The following is a 16,231-nucleotide window of genomic DNA, read 5'->3' as shown; positions in this document are numbered from 1 at the left end:
GCCAGCTCCTTCAGGCCGCGACGAGGTAGGAGAAGACCGACTCGAGGGACTCGTCGGAGGGCGAGACCGTCAGCAGCCGGATGCCCTGCGCGCGGGCGACCCGCGGCAGCAGCTCGGTGAAGCGCCCGAAGTCGACGGCCTGGATCCGCAGGGCGCCTTCCTTGAGGTCGACCTCGATACCGGCCGTGGACGGGTCGGCGATCAGGGCCGCGGCGAGGGCCCGGTCGTCGGAGGAGCGGACGAGGTAGCGGTGCGGGCGGTCCGTCATCAGGCGGCGGATCTTGCGGTAGTCGCCGGAGGCCGCGTGGCGCCCGGCGACGACCACCTCGATGTGCGAGGCCAGCTGCTCGACCTCCTCCAGGATGTGGGAGGAGAACAGCACCGTGCGGCCTTCGTCGCCCATACGCCGCAGCAGCTCCATGAGCTGCATGCGCTGGCGCGGGTCCATACCGTTGAACGGCTCGTCGAGGAGCAGCACGGACGGGTCGTGGACGAGGGCGGAGGCCATCTTGACGCGCTGGCGCATGCCCTTGGAGTACGTGGAGATCTTGCGGTCCTGGGCGTACTCCATCTCGACGGTAGCCAGGGCCCGCTGCGCGGCCGCGTCGTCGAGCCCGTGGAGTTCGGCGTTGGCGACGACGAACTCCCGGCCGGTGAGGAAGTCGTACATGGCCTCGCGCTCGGGCACGACGCCGACCTGCTTGTAGACCTGCTCGTTGCGCCAGATCTGCACCCCGTCGAGGGTGACGGAGCCGGTGGAGGGGGCGAGGAAGCCGCCCATCATGTTGATGAGGGTGGACTTGCCTGCGCCGTTGGGGCCCAGCAGCCCGGTGACGCCGGGTCCGATGCGCATGGTGACGTCGTTGACGGCGACGACGTTGCCGAACCAGCGCGAGGCGTGGTCGATGTCGATGATGGTCACAGCCCGGCCTTCCGGTAGCGGGCCATCAGGGCGGCGTAGGAGCCGGCGATGAGGCCGAGGATGACGAGCAGGTAGACCATGCCGGTGCCGGCCGACGGGCCCGTGCCGCCGGGGAAGGCGGAGGACGCGCCGAGGAGGGCGGTCTGGAAGCCGTCGATCAGGGTGATCGGGGAGAAGAGGCCCAACCAGTCGATGGCTCCGGTGGAGCCGGTGCTGTAGGCGATGCCCTGCACCGCGGTGACCGCGCCGTAGGGGATCAGCAGCACGGCGATGATCGCGGCGACGCCGAAGCCGCGGCGCGGGGTGAGGGCCGCCATGACCAGGCCGAGGCCGGAGAAGAGCAGCGACAGCAGCAGTACGGACACCAGTCCCTGCCCGAATCCCTTGGTCTGGTCACTGAAGTCGAACTTCGCCAGCAGCGCGCCGATGTACATGATCAGCAGCGGGGTGGCGGTGAGGATGAAGAGGGCCGAGGCCATGGCCGCGAACTTCGCCACGACGTAGTCGACGCGCTCGATGGGTCGCGAGAAGTAGAGCGGCACGGTCTTGAAGCGCAGGTCCCGGGAGACCGACTGGGGTGCCTGCGACGCGAGGAAGAGGTAGACGATCACCTGGGTGGTCAGGGCGTACGTCGTGTACTTGATCGGCAGGTCGGTGTAGGTGGGCACCATGATGGACACCGCGACGAGGATCGGTGCGGGAACGCACATCACCGCGAAGAGGAGCATCGGCAGCACCTTGGACTTGGCCGAGCGGCCGAGTCCGAAGGCCCCGCGCAGGGACTGCGAGTACAGCGACTTGCGGGCGTAGGCGCGGCCGAGCCGGAGGCCGTCGTAGGACCGGTAGCCGATGTTGTGGATCTGGGTCGAGGTGTCAGGCGCCATCGGAACCGGCTCCCTTCCGCTGGACGGACTGGTCGTTGTCGCGGAAGACCTCCGCGATGTGGTGGCGGCGCTGCTCCATGCGGACCAGGCCGAGCCCCAGGTCGGCGACGGTGTCGCGGACGGTGTCGTACGTCTGCTCACCCGTGGCCTCGACGAGGAGGATGTGGCCGGCTCCGGGGAGGCCCTGCTCCTCGCCCGCGTGCAGGGTGATGCCCGCCTCGGTGAGCGCCTTGCGCAGGGCGGAGGTGCCGTCCGGGTGGGTGTCGGAGTCGGTGACCTCGACCGCGAGGGTCGCGGTGGTCTGGGTGAAGTCGCTGGTGGAGCTGGAGCGCAGCAGCTTGCCGCCGTCGACGACCACGACGTGGTCGCAGGTCCGCTCAAGCTCGCCGAGCAGGTGGGAGGTGACCAGCACGGAGATGCCGAAGTCCGTGTGGATGCGTCGGATCAGGCCCAGCATCTCGTCGCGGCCGACCGGGTCCAGGCCGTTGGTGGGCTCGTCGAGCAGCACCAGCTGGGGGTCGTGGACGAGTGCTTGGGCGAGCTTGACGCGCTGCTTCATGCCGGTGGAGTAGCCGCCGATGGGGCGGTAGCGCTCCTCGTACAGCCCTACGTGGCGCAGGGTGTCGGCGGTCCGCTCACGGGCAGCGGTCGGCGGGAGGCCGGACATGCGCGCCATGTGCACGACGAACTCGGTGGCCGAGACGTCGGGTGGCAGGCAGTCGTGTTCGGGCATGTAGCCGACGCGCTCGCGGATGGCACTGCCATGCGTGGCGACGTCGAGTCCGAGCACGGCGGCGCGGCCCTCGGTGGCGGGGGACAGTCCCAGCAGAATCTTGATCAGCGTGGACTTGCCGGCTCCGTTGGCACCCACGAGTCCGGTTACGCCGGGCCCGATGTCCAGGGAGAGCCGGTCGAGAGCGGTCACTCGGGGGTACCGCTTGCTCAGGCTTTCGGTCGCGATGACAGTCACGGGTTCGACGTTAGTGGCGACGGCGGCGCGGATCGTCAGACCTGGAGCCGGATCGAGTCTCAGCCTTCAGGACTACAGACCCTGACCAAAGGCTGATGCGGACGGTGGCCGATTGCGAAGCCTGATGCGTACCGGACAAGTTTGTCCACAGGTCCGTGCACGGGCCTTGACGTGATCTCCGGTCATTGTCACATTCATCAGTGTCAAGTTACGGGCGCGTACGGCTAGTAGGGATGGACGGGCTGGTATGGCTGGGGACACCAAGCAACGCACCGCGCGACTCTCCGCCGAGCTGAGCGGGTTCCGGGAGGTACAGCGCCTCTCCTACGAGTGCGCGGAGGCCGTCGCGGCGCAGCTGCGGCCGGGCGTGACCGAGCGCGAGGCCGCGCGGATGCAGCGTGAGTGGCTGCGCGAGCGCGGAGTGCGGGACTGGTTCCACATGCCGTTCGCCTGGTTCGGGGACCGCACCGCCTTCGTGAACTTCAAGATCCCCCTTCAGTTCTTCCCGACGAACCGGGCGCTGGAGCCGGGGATGCCGTTCATCCTCGACATGGCACCGGTCTACAAGGGCTACACCGCCGACATCGGGTACTCGGGCTGCCTCGGGCTCAACCCCGTGCACGACCGGCTGCTCTCGGATCTCAAGGCGCACCGCGAGCTGATCCTGGAGCAGGTGCGCGAGCGCCGCTCGCTGCGCGACATCTACGAGGACGTCGAGCGGCTCATGATCCGCCAGGGATACGCGAACCGGCACCGCGCCTACCCCTTCGGTGTGATCGCGCACAAGATAGACCGGGTCAAGGAGCGGCGCTGGTCGCCGACGGCGTTCGGGTTCGGCACGCAGGCCCTGAAGGGGCTGGCCGCCGACGCCCTGCACGGGCACCGTGAGGGCTGGTCCCCGCTGTGGAGTCCCTACCACTTCTCCGACCATCCGCCGCAGCCCGGCCTGTGGGCGGTGGAGCCGCACCTGGGCTTCCGGGGCACCGGCGCGAAGTTCGAGGAGATCCTGGTCGTCACCGACTCCCGGGACCCCGAGGAGAGCGCGTTCTGGCTGGACGACGATCTGCCGCACGTGCGGCGCTGGGCTGAGGAGCAGACGGCATGAACGGGACGGGAATGGCGGGGGCGCGCGAGCGCTGGGTGAGCAGCGGCGGGGTCGAGCTGTGCGTCATCGAGCTCGGCGAGGCGGACCGGCCGACCGTGGTGCTGGTGCACGGGTACCCGGACAGCAAGGAGGTCTGGTCGGAGGTCGCCGAGCGGCTGGCCACGCGTTTCCACGTCGTGCTCTATGACGTGCGCGGTCACGGGCGCTCCACGGCCCCGAAGCCGCTGCGCGGGGGTTTCACCCTGGAGAAGCTGACCGATGACTTCCTGGCCGTGGTGGACGCGGTCAGTCCGGACCGGCCGGTGCACCTGGTCGGCCACGACTGGGGCTCGGTGCAGGGCTGGGAGTTCGCCACGGTCGGCCGCACCGAGGGCCGGATCGCCTCCTTCACCTCGATGTCGGGGCCCTCCCTCGACCACTTCGGGCACTGGATCAAGAAGCGGATGGCGCGGCCGACCCCGCGCCGGGCCGCGCAGCTGCTCGGCCAGGGCGCCAAGTCCTGGTACGTGTACATGCTCCACACCCCCGTGCTGCCGGAGCTCGCCTGGCGCGGGCCGCTCGGCAAGCGGTGGCCGGGGATCCTCCAGCGGATCGAGCAGGTTCCGGCCGGGTCCTACCCGACCTCCTCGCTGCCCTCCGACGCGGCGCACGGCGCCTGGCTCTACCGGGACAACGTCCGGCCGCGCCTGCGCCGGCCGCGCGCCGACGCATACGCGCACGTACCGGTCCAGCTGATCACCCCGACCGAGGACGCCTTCCTCTCCGAGCGGCTCTACGACGACCTCGAACTGTGGGCCCCCGACCTGGTACGCCGCACCCTGCCGGCCAAGCACTGGGTGCCCCGGACCCGGCCCGACCAGCTGGCCGCGTGGATCACCGAGTTCGTCAGCGCGCGGGAGGAGCCCGCCACGCGGGCACCGGAACAGAAGGCCCCGGGGAAGTACGCCGACCGGTTCGGCGGCCAGCTGGTCCTGGTCACCGGAGCAGCCAGCGGCATCGGCCGGGCCACCGCCTTCGCGTTCGCCGAGGCCGGGGCCCGCGTGGTGTGCGTGGACCGGGACGCCGAGGGCGCGGCGCGCACAGCCGACATGGCCCGCCTCGTCGGCGCACCCGAGGCCTGGGGCGAGTGCGTGGACGTCAGCGACGAGCAGGCGATGGAGGAGCTCGCGGCGAAGGTCGCGGCCGAGCACGGGATCGTGGACGTCCTGGTCAACAACGCCGGGATCGGCCTGTCGGGTCCCTTCCTGGAGACCAGCTCCGAGGACTGGAAGAAGGTCCTCGACGTCAACCTGTGGGGCGTCATCCACGGTTGCCGGATCTTCGGCCGGCAGATGGCCGAGCGCGGCCAGGGCGGGCACATCGTCAACACCGCCTCCGCCGCGGCCTATCTGCCCTCCCGGACCCTGCCCGCGTACAGCACCTCCAAGGCGGCGGTGCTGATGCTGAGCGAGTGCCTGCGCGCCGAGCTGGCCTCGAAGTCGATCGGGGTCTCGGCGATCTGCCCGGGCATCGTCAACACCAACATCACCGCCACCTCCCGGTTCGCCGGGGTGGACGAGGCCGAGGAGAAGCGCCGCCAGCAGCGCTCCTCGCGGCTCTACGGGCTGCGCAACTTCCCGCCGGAGAAGGTCGCCGACGCGATCCTGAAGGCCGTGGTGCGCAACGAAGCCGTGGTCCCGGTGACCCCCGAGTCCAAGGGCGCGCTGTGGATGTCCCGCTTCGCCCCGCGCACGCTGCGGGCCTTCGCGAAGCTGGAGCCCCGGCTGTGAGCCGGGCCGCGGAGCAGCCCGGCGTCCCCGCGCCGGGACCGCAGGGGGCTTCGTACGCGATCGGTCCGCGCCGGGTGGCCTTCGACTGGAAGACCACGCCGCTGCACTGGATACCCGACGAGCCCACGGCCACCCACGTCATCAACGTGCTGCACCTGCTGCTGCCCGCCGGCGAGCGGTGGTTCGTGAAGGTCTTCAAGGAGGGCCTGCCGCTGGTCACCGACCCGGTGCTGCGCAAGGACGTGAAGGGGTTCATGGGCCAGGAGGCCACGCACAGCGTGCAGCACTCCTACGTCCTGGACCACCTAGCGGAGCAGGGCCTGCCGACCGAGGCGTACACGAAGTACGTGGACTTCCTCTTCGAGAAGCTGCTGGGCGAGACCCCGCCCTTCGGGGCGCCGATCACGGCGCAGGAGTGGCTGCGCTTCCGGCTCTCGCTGATCGCCGCGATCGAGCAGTTCACGGCGGTCCTCGGGGACTGGGTGCTGCACGCCGAGGGGCTCGACCGGGCCGGCGCGGACGAGATCATGCTGGACCTGCTGCGCTGGCACGGAGCGGAGGAGGTGGAGCACCGATCCGTCGCCTTCGACATGTACGAGCACTGCGGGGGAGCCGGACTGCCCCGGTACGCGCGGCGCGTGGAGGGCATGGTCGTGGTCGCCCCGGTGCTGGGCTGGCTGTGGGTGTGGGGAGCCTCGTACCTCATGCGCAACGACCCCGGACTGCGCGGGCGGACACGCTATTCGCTGCGCGCGCACAACCGGGCCGTGGCCAAGGGGCTGCTGCCGACGTGGAGAGAGCTCGGCACGGCCATACCCCGCTACCTGCGGCGGTCGTACCATCCCTCGCAGGAGGGCTCGCTGCGCAGGGCGGTCGAGTACCTTGCGGCTTCGCCTGCCGCCCGGACCGCCGCGGGCGCGGTCGGCCGAGCCGCCATGTCGTAGGGAGCCGGGGTTGTCCGATCAGGCAGTAGCCGAGTACCGGATCGAGGATCTGGCGCACCACAGCGGTGCGACCGTTCGCACGATCCGGGCGTACCAGGACCGCGGTCTGCTGCCCAAGCCGGAGCGGCGCGGCCGTTCCAACGTGTACCGGGACACGCACCTGGCTCGGCTGCGGCAGATCGCCGACCTGCTGGACCGCGGCTACACCCTGGCCTCCATCAAGGAGTTGCTGGAGGCCTGGGACGCGGGACGCGGGCTGGGCGGCGTCCTGGGACTGGTCGCCGAGGTGCACGGGCCGTGGACCGACGAGGAGGCGGCCCGGATCAGCCGGGACGAGCTGAACGAGCGGTTCGGCGGCAAGCCCGACGACGACGCCGTGGGCGAGGCCTGCGAGCTGGGGGTGCTGGAGCGGATCCCGGGCCGCCCGGACCAGTTCCTGGTGCCCTCGCCGCAGGAGCTGGCAGTGGCCGCCGAGCTGTACGCGGCCGGGGTGCCGCTGCCGGCGATCACCGGCCACCTGCGGGAGCTGCGCGGGCAGGTGGAACACATCGCCTCGCGATTCCTGGAGTTCACCACCGAGCACGTCTTCGCCCGGTACCTCGGGCCGGTGCCTCCGACCGATGCGGACGCGGCCGAGGCGGCGACGATGGTACGGAGGCTGCGGCCGCTGGCGCAGCAGACGGTGGACGCGGAGCTGGCGCGGGCCATGCAGCTGTTCGCGACCCGGCACCTCCAGCGGCACCTGGGGGCGGCAGCGCCCCCTCAGCCCGCGGGACCGGCACCGGTGGCGCTGCCGGCCGAGACGGTGCGGGCGGTGCAGGAACTGGTGGGCGCGGACCATGTCGCGGAGTTCGTCCGGGCCGCGACGGAGCGGGAGCTGCAGGCCAGGACGATGAACGATCTGGCGCGCCGCGGCGGCTCGCACGGCGGCCGGTAGCTGTCGATCAGTAGTCCACAGGGCGGATCCCGCTTTTGCCGTCGAAACCGGACCAAAGGGCTGTGGACAGCTGTGGACAACTCCTGTGGAGCTGTGGGGAACCCGGCCAGCAGCCTCAGCTGACGGCCTCGTAGGCCGGGTCGGTGGGACGGTTTTCGGCCACCTGTTCCAGGTTGCCGACGCCGGTGGCGACGACGGTCGCCGCCCGCTGCGCGCGGCCGTAGAGCAGGACCGCCAGCACCAGGCCCAGGACCCCGCCGAGCAGCTGGGCGGCGACGAACCCGGGCAGGGACTGCGGGGCGATGCCGGTGAAGGAGTCGCTGAAAGAGCGCCCGATGGTGCCGGCCGGGTTGGCGAAGGAGCCCGAGGACGTGAACCAGATCGCGGCGGCGATGTACGCGGCGACCGCGAGCGGGATGAGCCTCGGGCGCCCGATCCGGCCGAGGCCCTCGATGACGAGGACCAGCCCGGCGGTGGCGACCACCTCGCCGATGAGCAGGTGGCCCCCGTCGCGGATCTGGGTGGAGAAGGTGCCCGGGGTGCGACCGAACATGGCCTCCGCGAGGACCGCCCCGCCGATGGCTCCGGCGATCTGCGAGGCGGCGTAGACGAGGGCGTCCCGGCCCGCGAGTCCCTCGCCGCCGGTGCGCCGGTGCCACCAGGAGGTGAGGGTGACCACCGGGTTGAGGTGGGCGCCGGAGAGCGGCCCGAGGAGGGTGATGATCAGCCCGAGGCCGATGGCGGAGGCGAGCGAGTTGGCGATGAGGGCGACACCCGTGTCGCGGCTCAGCTCGGCGGCCTGTATCCCGGATCCGATCACCACCACGAGCAGGCCGGCGGTTCCGATGAGCTCGGCGGCCGCGCGGCGTGGCAGAGACGCGTGGGTCGTCATGGATTCTCCCCTGAACAGAAGTGGCAGCGGAAAATATATTCCGCATCTCGGAAAGGCGATAGAGGGTGTCCACCCCCTGTCGACCGTCGGAAAATCCCTGTCGAAGGCCCCGCGGACCGGGCACGCTGGGCGCATGAATGACAGGCGCACCGTGAAGGTGTCCAAATACGTCTCGAAACACCTGCGGCATCAGCCGGATCGCATCGGACTGGTGCTCGATCCACAGGGCTGGGTGGAGATCGACGATCTACTGAGCGCGGCCGCGGCCCACGGATTCGCCATCAGCCGCGCCGAGCTCGACCACGTCGTGGCCGCCAACGACAAGCAGCGGTTCGCCGTGCAGGGCACCCGGATCCGCGCCAGCCAGGGGCACACCGTCCCGGTGGACCTGGGCCTGCCGGAGGCCGAGCCGCCGGCGTACCTCTACCACGGCACCGTCGCCGCCGCCCTGGACGCGATCCGAGCCGAGGGCCTGCGCCCGATGGCCCGCCACCACGTGCACCTCTCCCCGGACCGCGAGACCGCCACCCGCGTCGGCGCGCGCCGCGGCCGACCGATCGTGATCAGCGTGGACGCGGGGGCGATGCGTGCGGCCGGACACGTCTTCCGGGTCAGCGCCAACGGGGTCTGGCTGGCGGACTCCGTACCGCCGCAGTTCCTGCGCTTCCCCTGATCCCCGGGCGTCAGGGGAATTCGCTCAGGGATTGTCGGATCATCGCCCTACTCTGTTGCCCACTCCGGGATACGTGAGGGGGGGCACCTCGCGATCGCCGAACCACCCGCGCGAACACACGAGGTGACGCACCATGACGTCCACACCCCCATCCGTTCCCACTCCGGCTCCGGCGCCCGTTCCCGCGCCCACCGCGGCTTCCGCTCCCGCTCCCGCTCCCGCTCCCGAGGCGGCGACCAGCACCTTCCAGGTCGATCTGCGCGGCCTGGTCGACCTGCTCTCCCACCACCTCTACTCCAGCCCGCGCGTCTACGTCCGCGAGCTCCTGCAGAACGCAGTCGACGCCGTCACCGCCCGCCATGGCCTCGACCCCGACGCCCAGGTGCGCATCCGGCTCTCGGCCACCGCCGGAACCGTGACCATCGAGGACAGCGGCATCGGCCTGACCGCGAGCGAGGCGCACTCCCTCCTCGCCACCATCGGCCGCAGCTCCAAGCGCGGCGGAGAGCACGGCCTGGAGACCACCCGCCAGGAATTCCTCGGCCAGTTCGGCATCGGCCTTCTCGCCTGCTTCGTCGTCGCCCGCCAGATCCGCGTCGTCACCCGATCCGCACGCGACCCCGAGGCCGCGCCCGTCGAGTGGCTGGCCACGGACGACGGCTCGTACACCGTCCGCGAACTGCCGCCCGAGGCCCGCCCGGAACCCGGCACCACCGTCACCCTCCAGGCCCGCCCCGGCGCCGAGGAGTGGGCCGAGCCGGCCAAGGTCGAGCAGCTCGCCCGCGACTACGGCTCCCTGCTCCCGTACGACATCACCTTCGACGACGGCTCCGGCGGCGAGCCGCGCCACATCACCGACCGGCCCCCCGTGTGGGACCGGCCCTTCCGCACGCCCGCCGCCCGCCGCGTCGCGCTCGCCGGGCACTGCGACCAGCTCTTCGGCTTCTCCCCGCTCGACAGCATCGACCTCGACCTGCCCGTCGCCGGAGTGCGCGGAGTGGCGTACGTCCTGCCCGAGCCGACCAGCCCCGCCCACCGGGCCGGCCACCGCGTCCACCTCAAGGGCATGCTGCTCACCGACAAGGCCGACAACCTGCTGCCCGACTGGGCCTTCTTCGTCCGCGCCGTCCTCGACACCGACACGCTGCGGCCCACCGCCTCCCGCGAGAACCTGTACGACGACGAAACCCTGGGCGCCGTACGCGAGGCCCTCGGAGCCCGCGTCCGGGCCTGGCTCACCGAACTCGCGGCGAGCGACCCCGAGCGCCTGGCCGCGTTCCTGAGCGTCCACCACCTCGGCGTGAAGTCCCTGGCCCGGCACGACGCGGAGCTGTTCGGCCTCATGCTGCCGTGGCTGCCGTTCGAGACCAGCAACGGCTCGATGAGCCTGGAGGAGTTCGCGGCCGCCCACTCCGAGATCCACTTCACCCGCACCGTCGAGGAGTTCCGCCAGATCGCCCCGATCGCCGCGGCCCACGGGCTCGGCGTCATCAACGCCGGATACACCTACGACGCGGACCTGCTGGCCCTGCTGCCCGCCGTACGGCCCGGGCTCAAGGTCTCCGAACTGGACGCCGGAGCCGTCACCGAGCGGCTCGACCCCGTCCCGGCCGCCGCCGAACTGGCGCTCGCCTCCTTCCTGTCGACCGCCCGTACCCGGCTGGAGCCGCAGGGCTGCGACGTGGCACTGCGCGCCTTCCAGCCCGTGTCCGTGCCCGCGCTGTACCTCGACGACCGCCAGGCCCGGCAGGAACGCGACCGCACCGCGGCGCTGGACAGCGCCGACTCCCTGTGGAGCGGCATCCTCGGCGCGCTGCGCGGATCCGCTCCGCGGGCCCGGCTCGTTTTCAACCACAACAACCCGCTGATCCGCCGGATCGCCGCCCTCCCCGACGCCGCCCTGACCGGCACCGCCGTCGAATCGCTGTACGGCCAGGCCCTGCTGATGTCCCAGCGGCCACTGCGCCCCGCCGACTCCACCCTGCTCAACCGGGCCTTCCTCGGGCTCCTGGAATGGGCGACCCACTCCGCCGACTCCCGGGAGGACGACAAGTGAGCAGCATGACGGCCGAGGAGATCCGGCAGGCGCTGTACGAGAACCGCGAGCTGCCCCACGGCCCCGCGCGCAACGCGCAGGCAGAGGTGCTGACCGCGGCGGCGGAGGTCTGCGGTGACCCGGAGCTGTTCCGGCAGGCGCTGCTCGCCCAGATCGACGCCTACGAGTACAGCGCCGAGCGGACCCGCATGGTGATCCCGTTCGCCCGGCTGCTCCAGGAGTACGACCGCGACCCGGGCGCCTTCGGCAGGAGGGACACCTACAACCTGTTCTGGCGGTTCAAATGGGTGTCCGGCCGGATCGTGGAGTCCCCCGAGATCCCGCTGGAGTCCGTCACCGGCTGGCTGGAGGACATGGAACGGCGCTACCGGCTCGCCGGATACAGCGAGCGGGCCGTGCGCCAGGCGGAGTTCTACCTCGCGCACGCCACTGGTGACGACGAGCGCGCCGAGCGGGCCATCAACCGCTGGCGGGCCGCTGAGCGCGACGGCATGAGCGACTGCCACGCCTGCGAGACCCACACCCAGGGCTGGTTCTGGACGAACAAGGGCGAGTACGCGAAGGCGATCGAGATCTGGGAGCCGGTGCTCGCGGGCCGTCAGACCTGCCGGGAGGAACCGCACCGGGTGCTCGCCCGCTCGCTGCTGCCCCTCGTCCGCCTCGGGCGCGCCGACGAGGCCCGGGCCCACCACCTGCGCGGCTACCGCATGGCGCGGGGCACGGAGAGCCTGTTGCGCTCGATCGGCGAGCACATCGAGTTCTGCGCGCTCACCGGCAACGAACCGCGCGGCCTGGAGATCCTCACCGAGCACACCGCCCTCCTGGGCCCCCTCGCGGACGTCGACTCCCAGATGGAGTTCTACGGCGGCGTCCTGGTCCTGCTGCGCCGGCTGAGCCTGCTCGGACACGGCGCCGACCTGTCCGTGCCGTACGAGGGCTCCCCCCGGACGGTCGACGAGCTGTACGGGATCCTGCGGGCCGAGGCCCTGGGCATCGCCGGGCGCTTCGACGCGCGCAACGGCCACACCCGGACCTCGGACGAACTGCGCACGCGCATCGAGCAGGCTCCCCTGCTCGACGTGCTGCCGCTCGGGGTACGCAGCACGGCGCTGCCCGAGCCGGCCGGGATCCCGGCACCGGATCCCCTCCCGGTGCCCGCCGCGGCGCCGGCCACCGGCTTCGCCGAGCTGGTGGAGCGCGCCCGGCAGGCCCGCGACCAGGGACATCCGGCCGCCGACGGGCTGTGGGCCGAGGTGGCCGTACGGCTGGACGAGCGAAGCGGGCAGGACGGGCAGGACGGGCAGGACGCCGAACCCCAGCTCCTGGCGGACGTGGCGGACCATCGTGCGCTGTCCGCCGCCCGGAGCGGCGCGGCCGACGCGGCCGAGCTGCTGACGGCGGTCCGGGACCGGTACCGCGCCCTCGGCCAGGCGGAGCGGGCCGCCCTGGCCGAACTACGGCTGGCAACCGCGGTAGCGCAGGCCGCCGGCGCGCCGGGAGAGATCCGGGCGCTGCTCGCGGCGGCCCTGAGGTCCGCGGAGGCCTTGGATCCGGCCGAGCCGCTGCGGACCCGCCGGATCGCGCTCGCGGAACTGACCTCGATCCGCGTGGAGTCCTACCTGCGCTCGGTCGAGGCCGCCCACTCGGACGTGCCGGGCCACGACCACGGGCACGACCTCGTCCACGGCCACGGCCACGGCCACGCCGACGGGCACGACGAGTTCGCCGCCGAACTGACCGCCTTCGCCGCGGCCTACGACGAGTCACTGCCGGACGTGGTCGCGGAGGCCGAGGAGACGCTCGGTCGCCTGGCCCTGTCGCAGGGGGACCCCGACGGGGCCGCGACACTGCTGGCAGCGGCTGCCGCCCGGTCGGTCGCCGCGGGTCGGCCGTGGGAGGCGGTGGACCCCCTGGTGCTGCGGGCCGGCGTGCTGGTCTCCCTCGACCGGCCCGAGGAGGCGCAGGAGGCGGCACTTTCCGCGCTGGAACACGCCTCGGAGGTGACCGATGCCGATACGCAGGGCGTCGTACGGCTCACCCTGGCGGACATCCTGCTGCGGCGCGGGGCGGCGGGGGAGGCGGCCACACACGCCCTGACCGCGGCGCACTGGTTCGACCAGGCCGGTCGCACCGCGGACGGCGGGGCCCAGGCCCGGCTGCTGCTGGCCCGGGCGTACGCGCGGGACGGCCGCCCCGCCGACGCGGCGGAGGTGCTGCAGTCGACGCTGCCGGACCTGCTGGAGCACGGCGAGGGGCAGGCCGTATCCGCCCGGGAGTTCCTGGGTGACCTGCTGAGCGAGCTGAGGGAGCCGCGGCCGGCGGCCGAGCAGTACCTGCTGGCGGCGGAGGTGGCCAAGGACTGGGAGGACCAGCGTCCGCACGCGGCCCTCGCCCAGTCGGCGGCCGACCAGCTCTCGATGGCCAACCTGGTGCCGGAGGCGGTCGCCGCGTACGAGCGGGCCCTGGAACTGCACCGGCAGACGGGCGGGGATCCGGCCGCCGCGGCACGGATGCTGCGCTCGCTGGCCTGGCTGGGGCTGCGCGAGGGGGTCACCGACGCGGGAGTGGCACAGGCGCGGGCCCGGATGGGCGAGGCGGCCGCGGTGCTGGAGGGCTCGCCGGCCTCGGATCCGCAGGCACCGGAACTGCGGTCCGAACTCGCCCAGACCTGGCACCAGCTGGCCCAGATCCTCGACCGGCGCGTCACCGCCCAGGAGGACGAGGACGTGGACGACGCGGACGAGACCGGCACGGGCTCGGACCGCCTCGTACTCCTGGACGAGGCGAAGATCGAGGCGCTGCGGCTGGAGGAGGTCCACCTGTGGGACCGGGCAGCCGGGATCTACGGGGACCTGGGCACGGACCATCTGCAGGACCGGTTCCAGTGCCTGACCAGCGCCGCCTGGACCGAGCACGAGCTGGGCCGTGCGGAAGCGGGCGCCGCCCGGATGTCCGCTCTGGCCGACGAGCTCCGGGCACTGCCCGAGGGCACGGCCCCGGAGTGGATGCTGCCCAGCGCGGAGCGTGCCGTGAAGAGCCTGATGGACTGAGGCCTGATGGATTGATGGCCTGAGCCGTCTGCTCCGGCCCCGCCGCCTGATGGCGGTGGGGCCGGAGCGGGCGTGGGCTCAGCCCAGCTGCGCGAGCGCCTCGGTGGCGATCTGCTCGAAGACGCGCTCGTCGGCGGCGAAGTCGGAGTCCGGGATCGGCGCGTGGATCACCAGTTCGGTGAAGCCGAGCTCGCGGTGGCGTCCCGCGAAGTCGACGAAGGCGTCCACCGACTCCAGCATCGTGTTGCGCTCCGGGGTGAAGCCGGTCAGGAGGATCTTCTCCATGGGCTCGGGTGCCCGCCCGATCTCCGCGAACGCCTTGTCCAGCTTGGCGATCTGCCCGCGCATGGCTTCCAGCGACTGCTCGGGCGTGCCCGCCTCGAACAGCTTCGGGTCGCCGGTGGTCACCCAGGCCTGGCCGTGCGCGGCGGCGAGCTTGAGGCCGCGCGGCCCGGTCGCGGCGACCGCGAACGGCAGCCGCGGCCGCTGCACGCAGCCGGGGATGTTGCGGGCCTCATCGGCGGAGTAGAAGGTGCCCTGCTGGGTCACCGCCCCCTCGGTCAGCAGCCGGTCCAGCAGCTCGACGAACTCCGCGAAGCGGTCCGCGCGCTCGCGCGGGGTCCACGCCTCCTGGCCCAGGGCCGTCGCGTCGAAACCGTTGCCGCCCGCGCCGATGCCGAGGGTCACACGCCCGCCGGAGATGTCGTCCAGGCTGATGAGGTCCTTGGCAAGGGTCACCGGGTGCCGGAAGTTCGGCGAAGTGACGAGGGTGCCCAGGCGCATCCGCTCGGTTGCCGCGGCCGCGGCGGTCAGGGTGGGCACAGCGCCGAACCACGGGCGGTCCCGGAAGGTCCGCCAGGACAGGTGGTCGTAGGTATAGGCGCTGTGGAAGCCGAGCTGCTCGGCCCGCACCCACTGGTCGCGGCCTCCCTCGTGCCACGCGCGTACCGGAAGGATCACAGTGCTCAGACGCAGACTCATGCATCGAGCCTACGGTGGCCCGCGGCCATGTTTCACGTGAAACATGGCTGGGCGATCTCTTGTTTCACGTGAAACATCGCTCACCGCCCGGGAGTGCGACCGGCCCTGGCTCTGCGCCCGAGTCCCATGGGTGAAGATGGAGCCGTGACCTCGGCTCCTCAGTGCCCGGACGGGCAAACCCCCACGCCCCGGCTCATCGCCACCGACCTCGACGGCACCCTGCTGCGCGACGACAAATCCGTCTCGGCGCGGACCATCGCCGCGCTCGCCGCCGCCGAGGAGGCCGGCATCGAGGTCTTCTTCGTCACGGGCCGCCCGGCCCGTTGGATGGACGTCGTCAGCGACCACGTCCACCGCCACGGCCTGGCGATCTGCGCGAACGGTGCCGCCGTGGTCGACCTGCGCGGCGAGCCGGAGTTCGTCCAGGTCAGAGCTCTGCCCCGAAGCACCGCACTCAAGGTGACGGAGGCCCTGCGGGCCGCCGCCCCCGGCACTTCCTTCGCGGTCGAGCTGACCACCGGGATCAACTACGAGCCGGCTTACCCGCCCTTCTTCCAGGACCCCGGCGCCAATCTCGCCACGGCCGAGAAGCTCCTCGCCGAGGACACGGACGAGAACTCCGCCCCCGTGCTCAAGCTGCTCGCGCACCACGCCGAGCTGGCCCCGGACGAGTTCCTGGCCCTGGCCCGCTCCACCGCGGGCACGTACGCCGCGATCACCCGCTCAAGCCCGACCGCCCTGCTGGAGATCAGCGGGCTGGGCGTGTCCAAGGCCAGCACCCTGGAGCTGTGCTGCGAGGAACGCGGTATCTCCCCCGCGGAGGTGGTCGCCTTCGGGGACATGCCGAACGACATCGAGATGCTCGTCTGGGCAGGCACCTCATACGCGATGGCCAACGCCCACCCGGCCGTGATCGCGGCCGCGTCCGGCCGGACGGTCGCCAACAACGAGGACGGGGTCGCCGTCGTCATCGAGCAGATCCTGGCCGAGCGCGCCGCCCGCGCCGAGTCCGAGCTGTAGCTCGCCCCGCGCGGGCAGCAACCGGCAG

At 71.9% G+C, this 16,231-nt stretch carries 13 protein-coding genes; 8 read left to right on the top strand and 5 right to left on the bottom strand.

Annotation, left to right across the window (positions count from 1 at the left end; translation table 11 throughout):
• Positions 1-10 precede the first annotated feature (10 nt).
• Genes ACZ7GJ_RS19420 through ACZ7GJ_RS19410 form a run of 3 tightly spaced genes read right to left on the bottom strand, consistent with a single transcriptional unit; the run spans position 11 to position 2,776 of the window.
• The gene (locus ACZ7GJ_RS19420) at positions 11-922 is read right to left on the bottom strand and encodes an ABC transporter ATP-binding protein (protein WP_470753194.1); all 912 of its coding nucleotides are present in this window, start codon (positions 920-922) and stop codon (positions 11-13) included.
• Positions 919-1,806, bottom strand: a complete 888-nt coding sequence (locus ACZ7GJ_RS19415; RefSeq protein ID WP_470753192.1) for an ABC transporter permease subunit — start codon at positions 1,804-1,806, stop codon at positions 919-921. Before ACZ7GJ_RS19415 ends, ACZ7GJ_RS19420 begins: the two co-directional genes overlap by 4 nt.
• Positions 1,796-2,776: an ABC transporter ATP-binding protein gene (locus ACZ7GJ_RS19410; RefSeq protein WP_470753191.1), complete on the bottom strand. Its 981-nt coding sequence runs from the start codon at positions 2,774-2,776 to the stop codon at positions 1,796-1,798. Before ACZ7GJ_RS19410 ends, ACZ7GJ_RS19415 begins: the two co-directional genes overlap by 11 nt.
• A gap of 247 nt (positions 2,777-3,023) precedes the next feature.
• Between ACZ7GJ_RS19410 and ACZ7GJ_RS19405 the strand changes: the two genes are divergently transcribed.
• Genes ACZ7GJ_RS19405 through ACZ7GJ_RS19390 form a run of 4 tightly spaced genes read left to right on the top strand, consistent with a single transcriptional unit; the run spans position 3,024 to position 7,531 of the window.
• Entirely contained in the window at positions 3,024-3,881 is an 858-nt protein-coding gene (locus tag ACZ7GJ_RS19405; protein ID WP_470753189.1) for a M24 family metallopeptidase, read from the top strand.
• Positions 3,878-5,650: an SDR family oxidoreductase gene (locus ACZ7GJ_RS19400; RefSeq protein ID WP_470753187.1), complete on the top strand. Its 1,773-nt coding sequence runs from the start codon at positions 3,878-3,880 to the stop codon at positions 5,648-5,650. The genes ACZ7GJ_RS19405 and ACZ7GJ_RS19400 overlap by 4 nt, the downstream gene beginning before the upstream one ends.
• 59 nt (positions 5,651-5,709) lie before the next feature.
• Positions 5,710-6,594 carry a metal-dependent hydrolase gene (locus tag ACZ7GJ_RS19395; RefSeq protein WP_470753361.1) on the top strand — a complete coding sequence of 295 codons (885 nt, stop codon included), beginning with the start codon at positions 5,710-5,712 and terminating at the stop codon, positions 6,592-6,594.
• Positions 6,595-6,604: 10 nt separating this feature from the next.
• Complete coding sequence (locus ACZ7GJ_RS19390; RefSeq protein ID WP_470753186.1) at positions 6,605-7,531, top strand: MerR family transcriptional regulator; 927 nt, start codon at positions 6,605-6,607, stop codon at positions 7,529-7,531.
• 115 nt (positions 7,532-7,646) lie between these two features.
• Here the strand turns inward: ACZ7GJ_RS19390 and ACZ7GJ_RS19385 are convergent, their stop codons facing one another.
• Positions 7,647-8,423, bottom strand: a complete 777-nt coding sequence (locus tag ACZ7GJ_RS19385; protein WP_470753185.1) for an aquaporin — start codon at positions 8,421-8,423, stop codon at positions 7,647-7,649.
• A gap of 133 nt (positions 8,424-8,556) precedes the next feature.
• Between ACZ7GJ_RS19385 and ACZ7GJ_RS19380 the strand changes: the two genes are divergently transcribed.
• The 3 genes from ACZ7GJ_RS19380 (at position 8,557) to ACZ7GJ_RS19370 (ending at position 14,202) form a co-directional block, all read left to right on the top strand.
• Positions 8,557-9,096, top strand: a complete 540-nt coding sequence (locus tag ACZ7GJ_RS19380; RefSeq protein ID WP_470753182.1) for an RNA 2'-phosphotransferase — start codon at positions 8,557-8,559, stop codon at positions 9,094-9,096.
• A gap of 133 nt (positions 9,097-9,229) precedes the next feature.
• A complete protein-coding gene (locus ACZ7GJ_RS19375; RefSeq protein ID WP_470753180.1) occupies positions 9,230-11,152 on the top strand; it encodes an HSP90 family protein in 1,923 nt (640 codons plus the stop codon).
• The gene (locus ACZ7GJ_RS19370) at positions 11,149-14,202 is read left to right on the top strand and encodes a tetratricopeptide repeat protein (protein WP_470753179.1); all 3,054 of its coding nucleotides are present in this window, start codon (positions 11,149-11,151) and stop codon (positions 14,200-14,202) included. The genes ACZ7GJ_RS19375 and ACZ7GJ_RS19370 overlap by 4 nt, the downstream gene beginning before the upstream one ends.
• 78 nt (positions 14,203-14,280) lie before the next feature.
• Here ACZ7GJ_RS19370 and ACZ7GJ_RS19365 read toward each other — a convergent pair whose 3' ends face one another.
• Positions 14,281-15,183 (bottom strand): LLM class flavin-dependent oxidoreductase, encoded by a 903-nt coding sequence (locus ACZ7GJ_RS19365; RefSeq protein ID WP_470753177.1) that lies wholly within the window; start codon positions 15,181-15,183, stop codon positions 14,281-14,283.
• 126 nt (positions 15,184-15,309) lie between these two features.
• Here ACZ7GJ_RS19365 and ACZ7GJ_RS19360 point away from each other — a divergent pair, with 126 nt between their 5' ends.
• Positions 15,310-16,203 carry a Cof-type HAD-IIB family hydrolase gene (locus tag ACZ7GJ_RS19360; protein ID WP_470753176.1) on the top strand — a complete coding sequence of 298 codons (894 nt, stop codon included), beginning with the start codon at positions 15,310-15,312 and terminating at the stop codon, positions 16,201-16,203.
• The last annotated feature ends 28 nt before the right edge of the window (positions 16,204-16,231 follow it).

Source organism: Streptomyces sp. NPDC037242 (assembly GCF_055604165.1).
Note: the sequence above shows the minus strand (reverse complement) of the source record. Positions and strands in the feature narration are given on the sequence as shown.

Coding starts and splice junctions, on each gene's coding strand:
- ACZ7GJ_RS19415 (WP_470753192.1), bottom strand. CDS start 1,806: ATGGCGCCTGACACCTCGACCCAGATCCACAACATCGGCTACCGGTCC.
- ACZ7GJ_RS19405 (WP_470753189.1), top strand. CDS start 3,024: ATGGCTGGGGACACCAAGCAACGCACCGCGCGACTCTCCGCCGAGCTG.
- ACZ7GJ_RS19400 (WP_470753187.1), top strand. CDS start 3,878: ATGAACGGGACGGGAATGGCGGGGGCGCGCGAGCGCTGGGTGAGCAGC.
- ACZ7GJ_RS19385 (WP_470753185.1), bottom strand. CDS start 8,423: ATGACGACCCACGCGTCTCTGCCACGCCGCGCGGCCGCCGAGCTCATC.
- ACZ7GJ_RS19380 (WP_470753182.1), top strand. CDS start 8,557: ATGAATGACAGGCGCACCGTGAAGGTGTCCAAATACGTCTCGAAACAC.
- ACZ7GJ_RS19375 (WP_470753180.1), top strand. CDS start 9,230: ATGACGTCCACACCCCCATCCGTTCCCACTCCGGCTCCGGCGCCCGTT.
- ACZ7GJ_RS19365 (WP_470753177.1), bottom strand. CDS start 15,183: ATGAGTCTGCGTCTGAGCACTGTGATCCTTCCGGTACGCGCGTGGCAC.
- ACZ7GJ_RS19360 (WP_470753176.1), top strand. CDS start 15,310: ATGGGTGAAGATGGAGCCGTGACCTCGGCTCCTCAGTGCCCGGACGGG.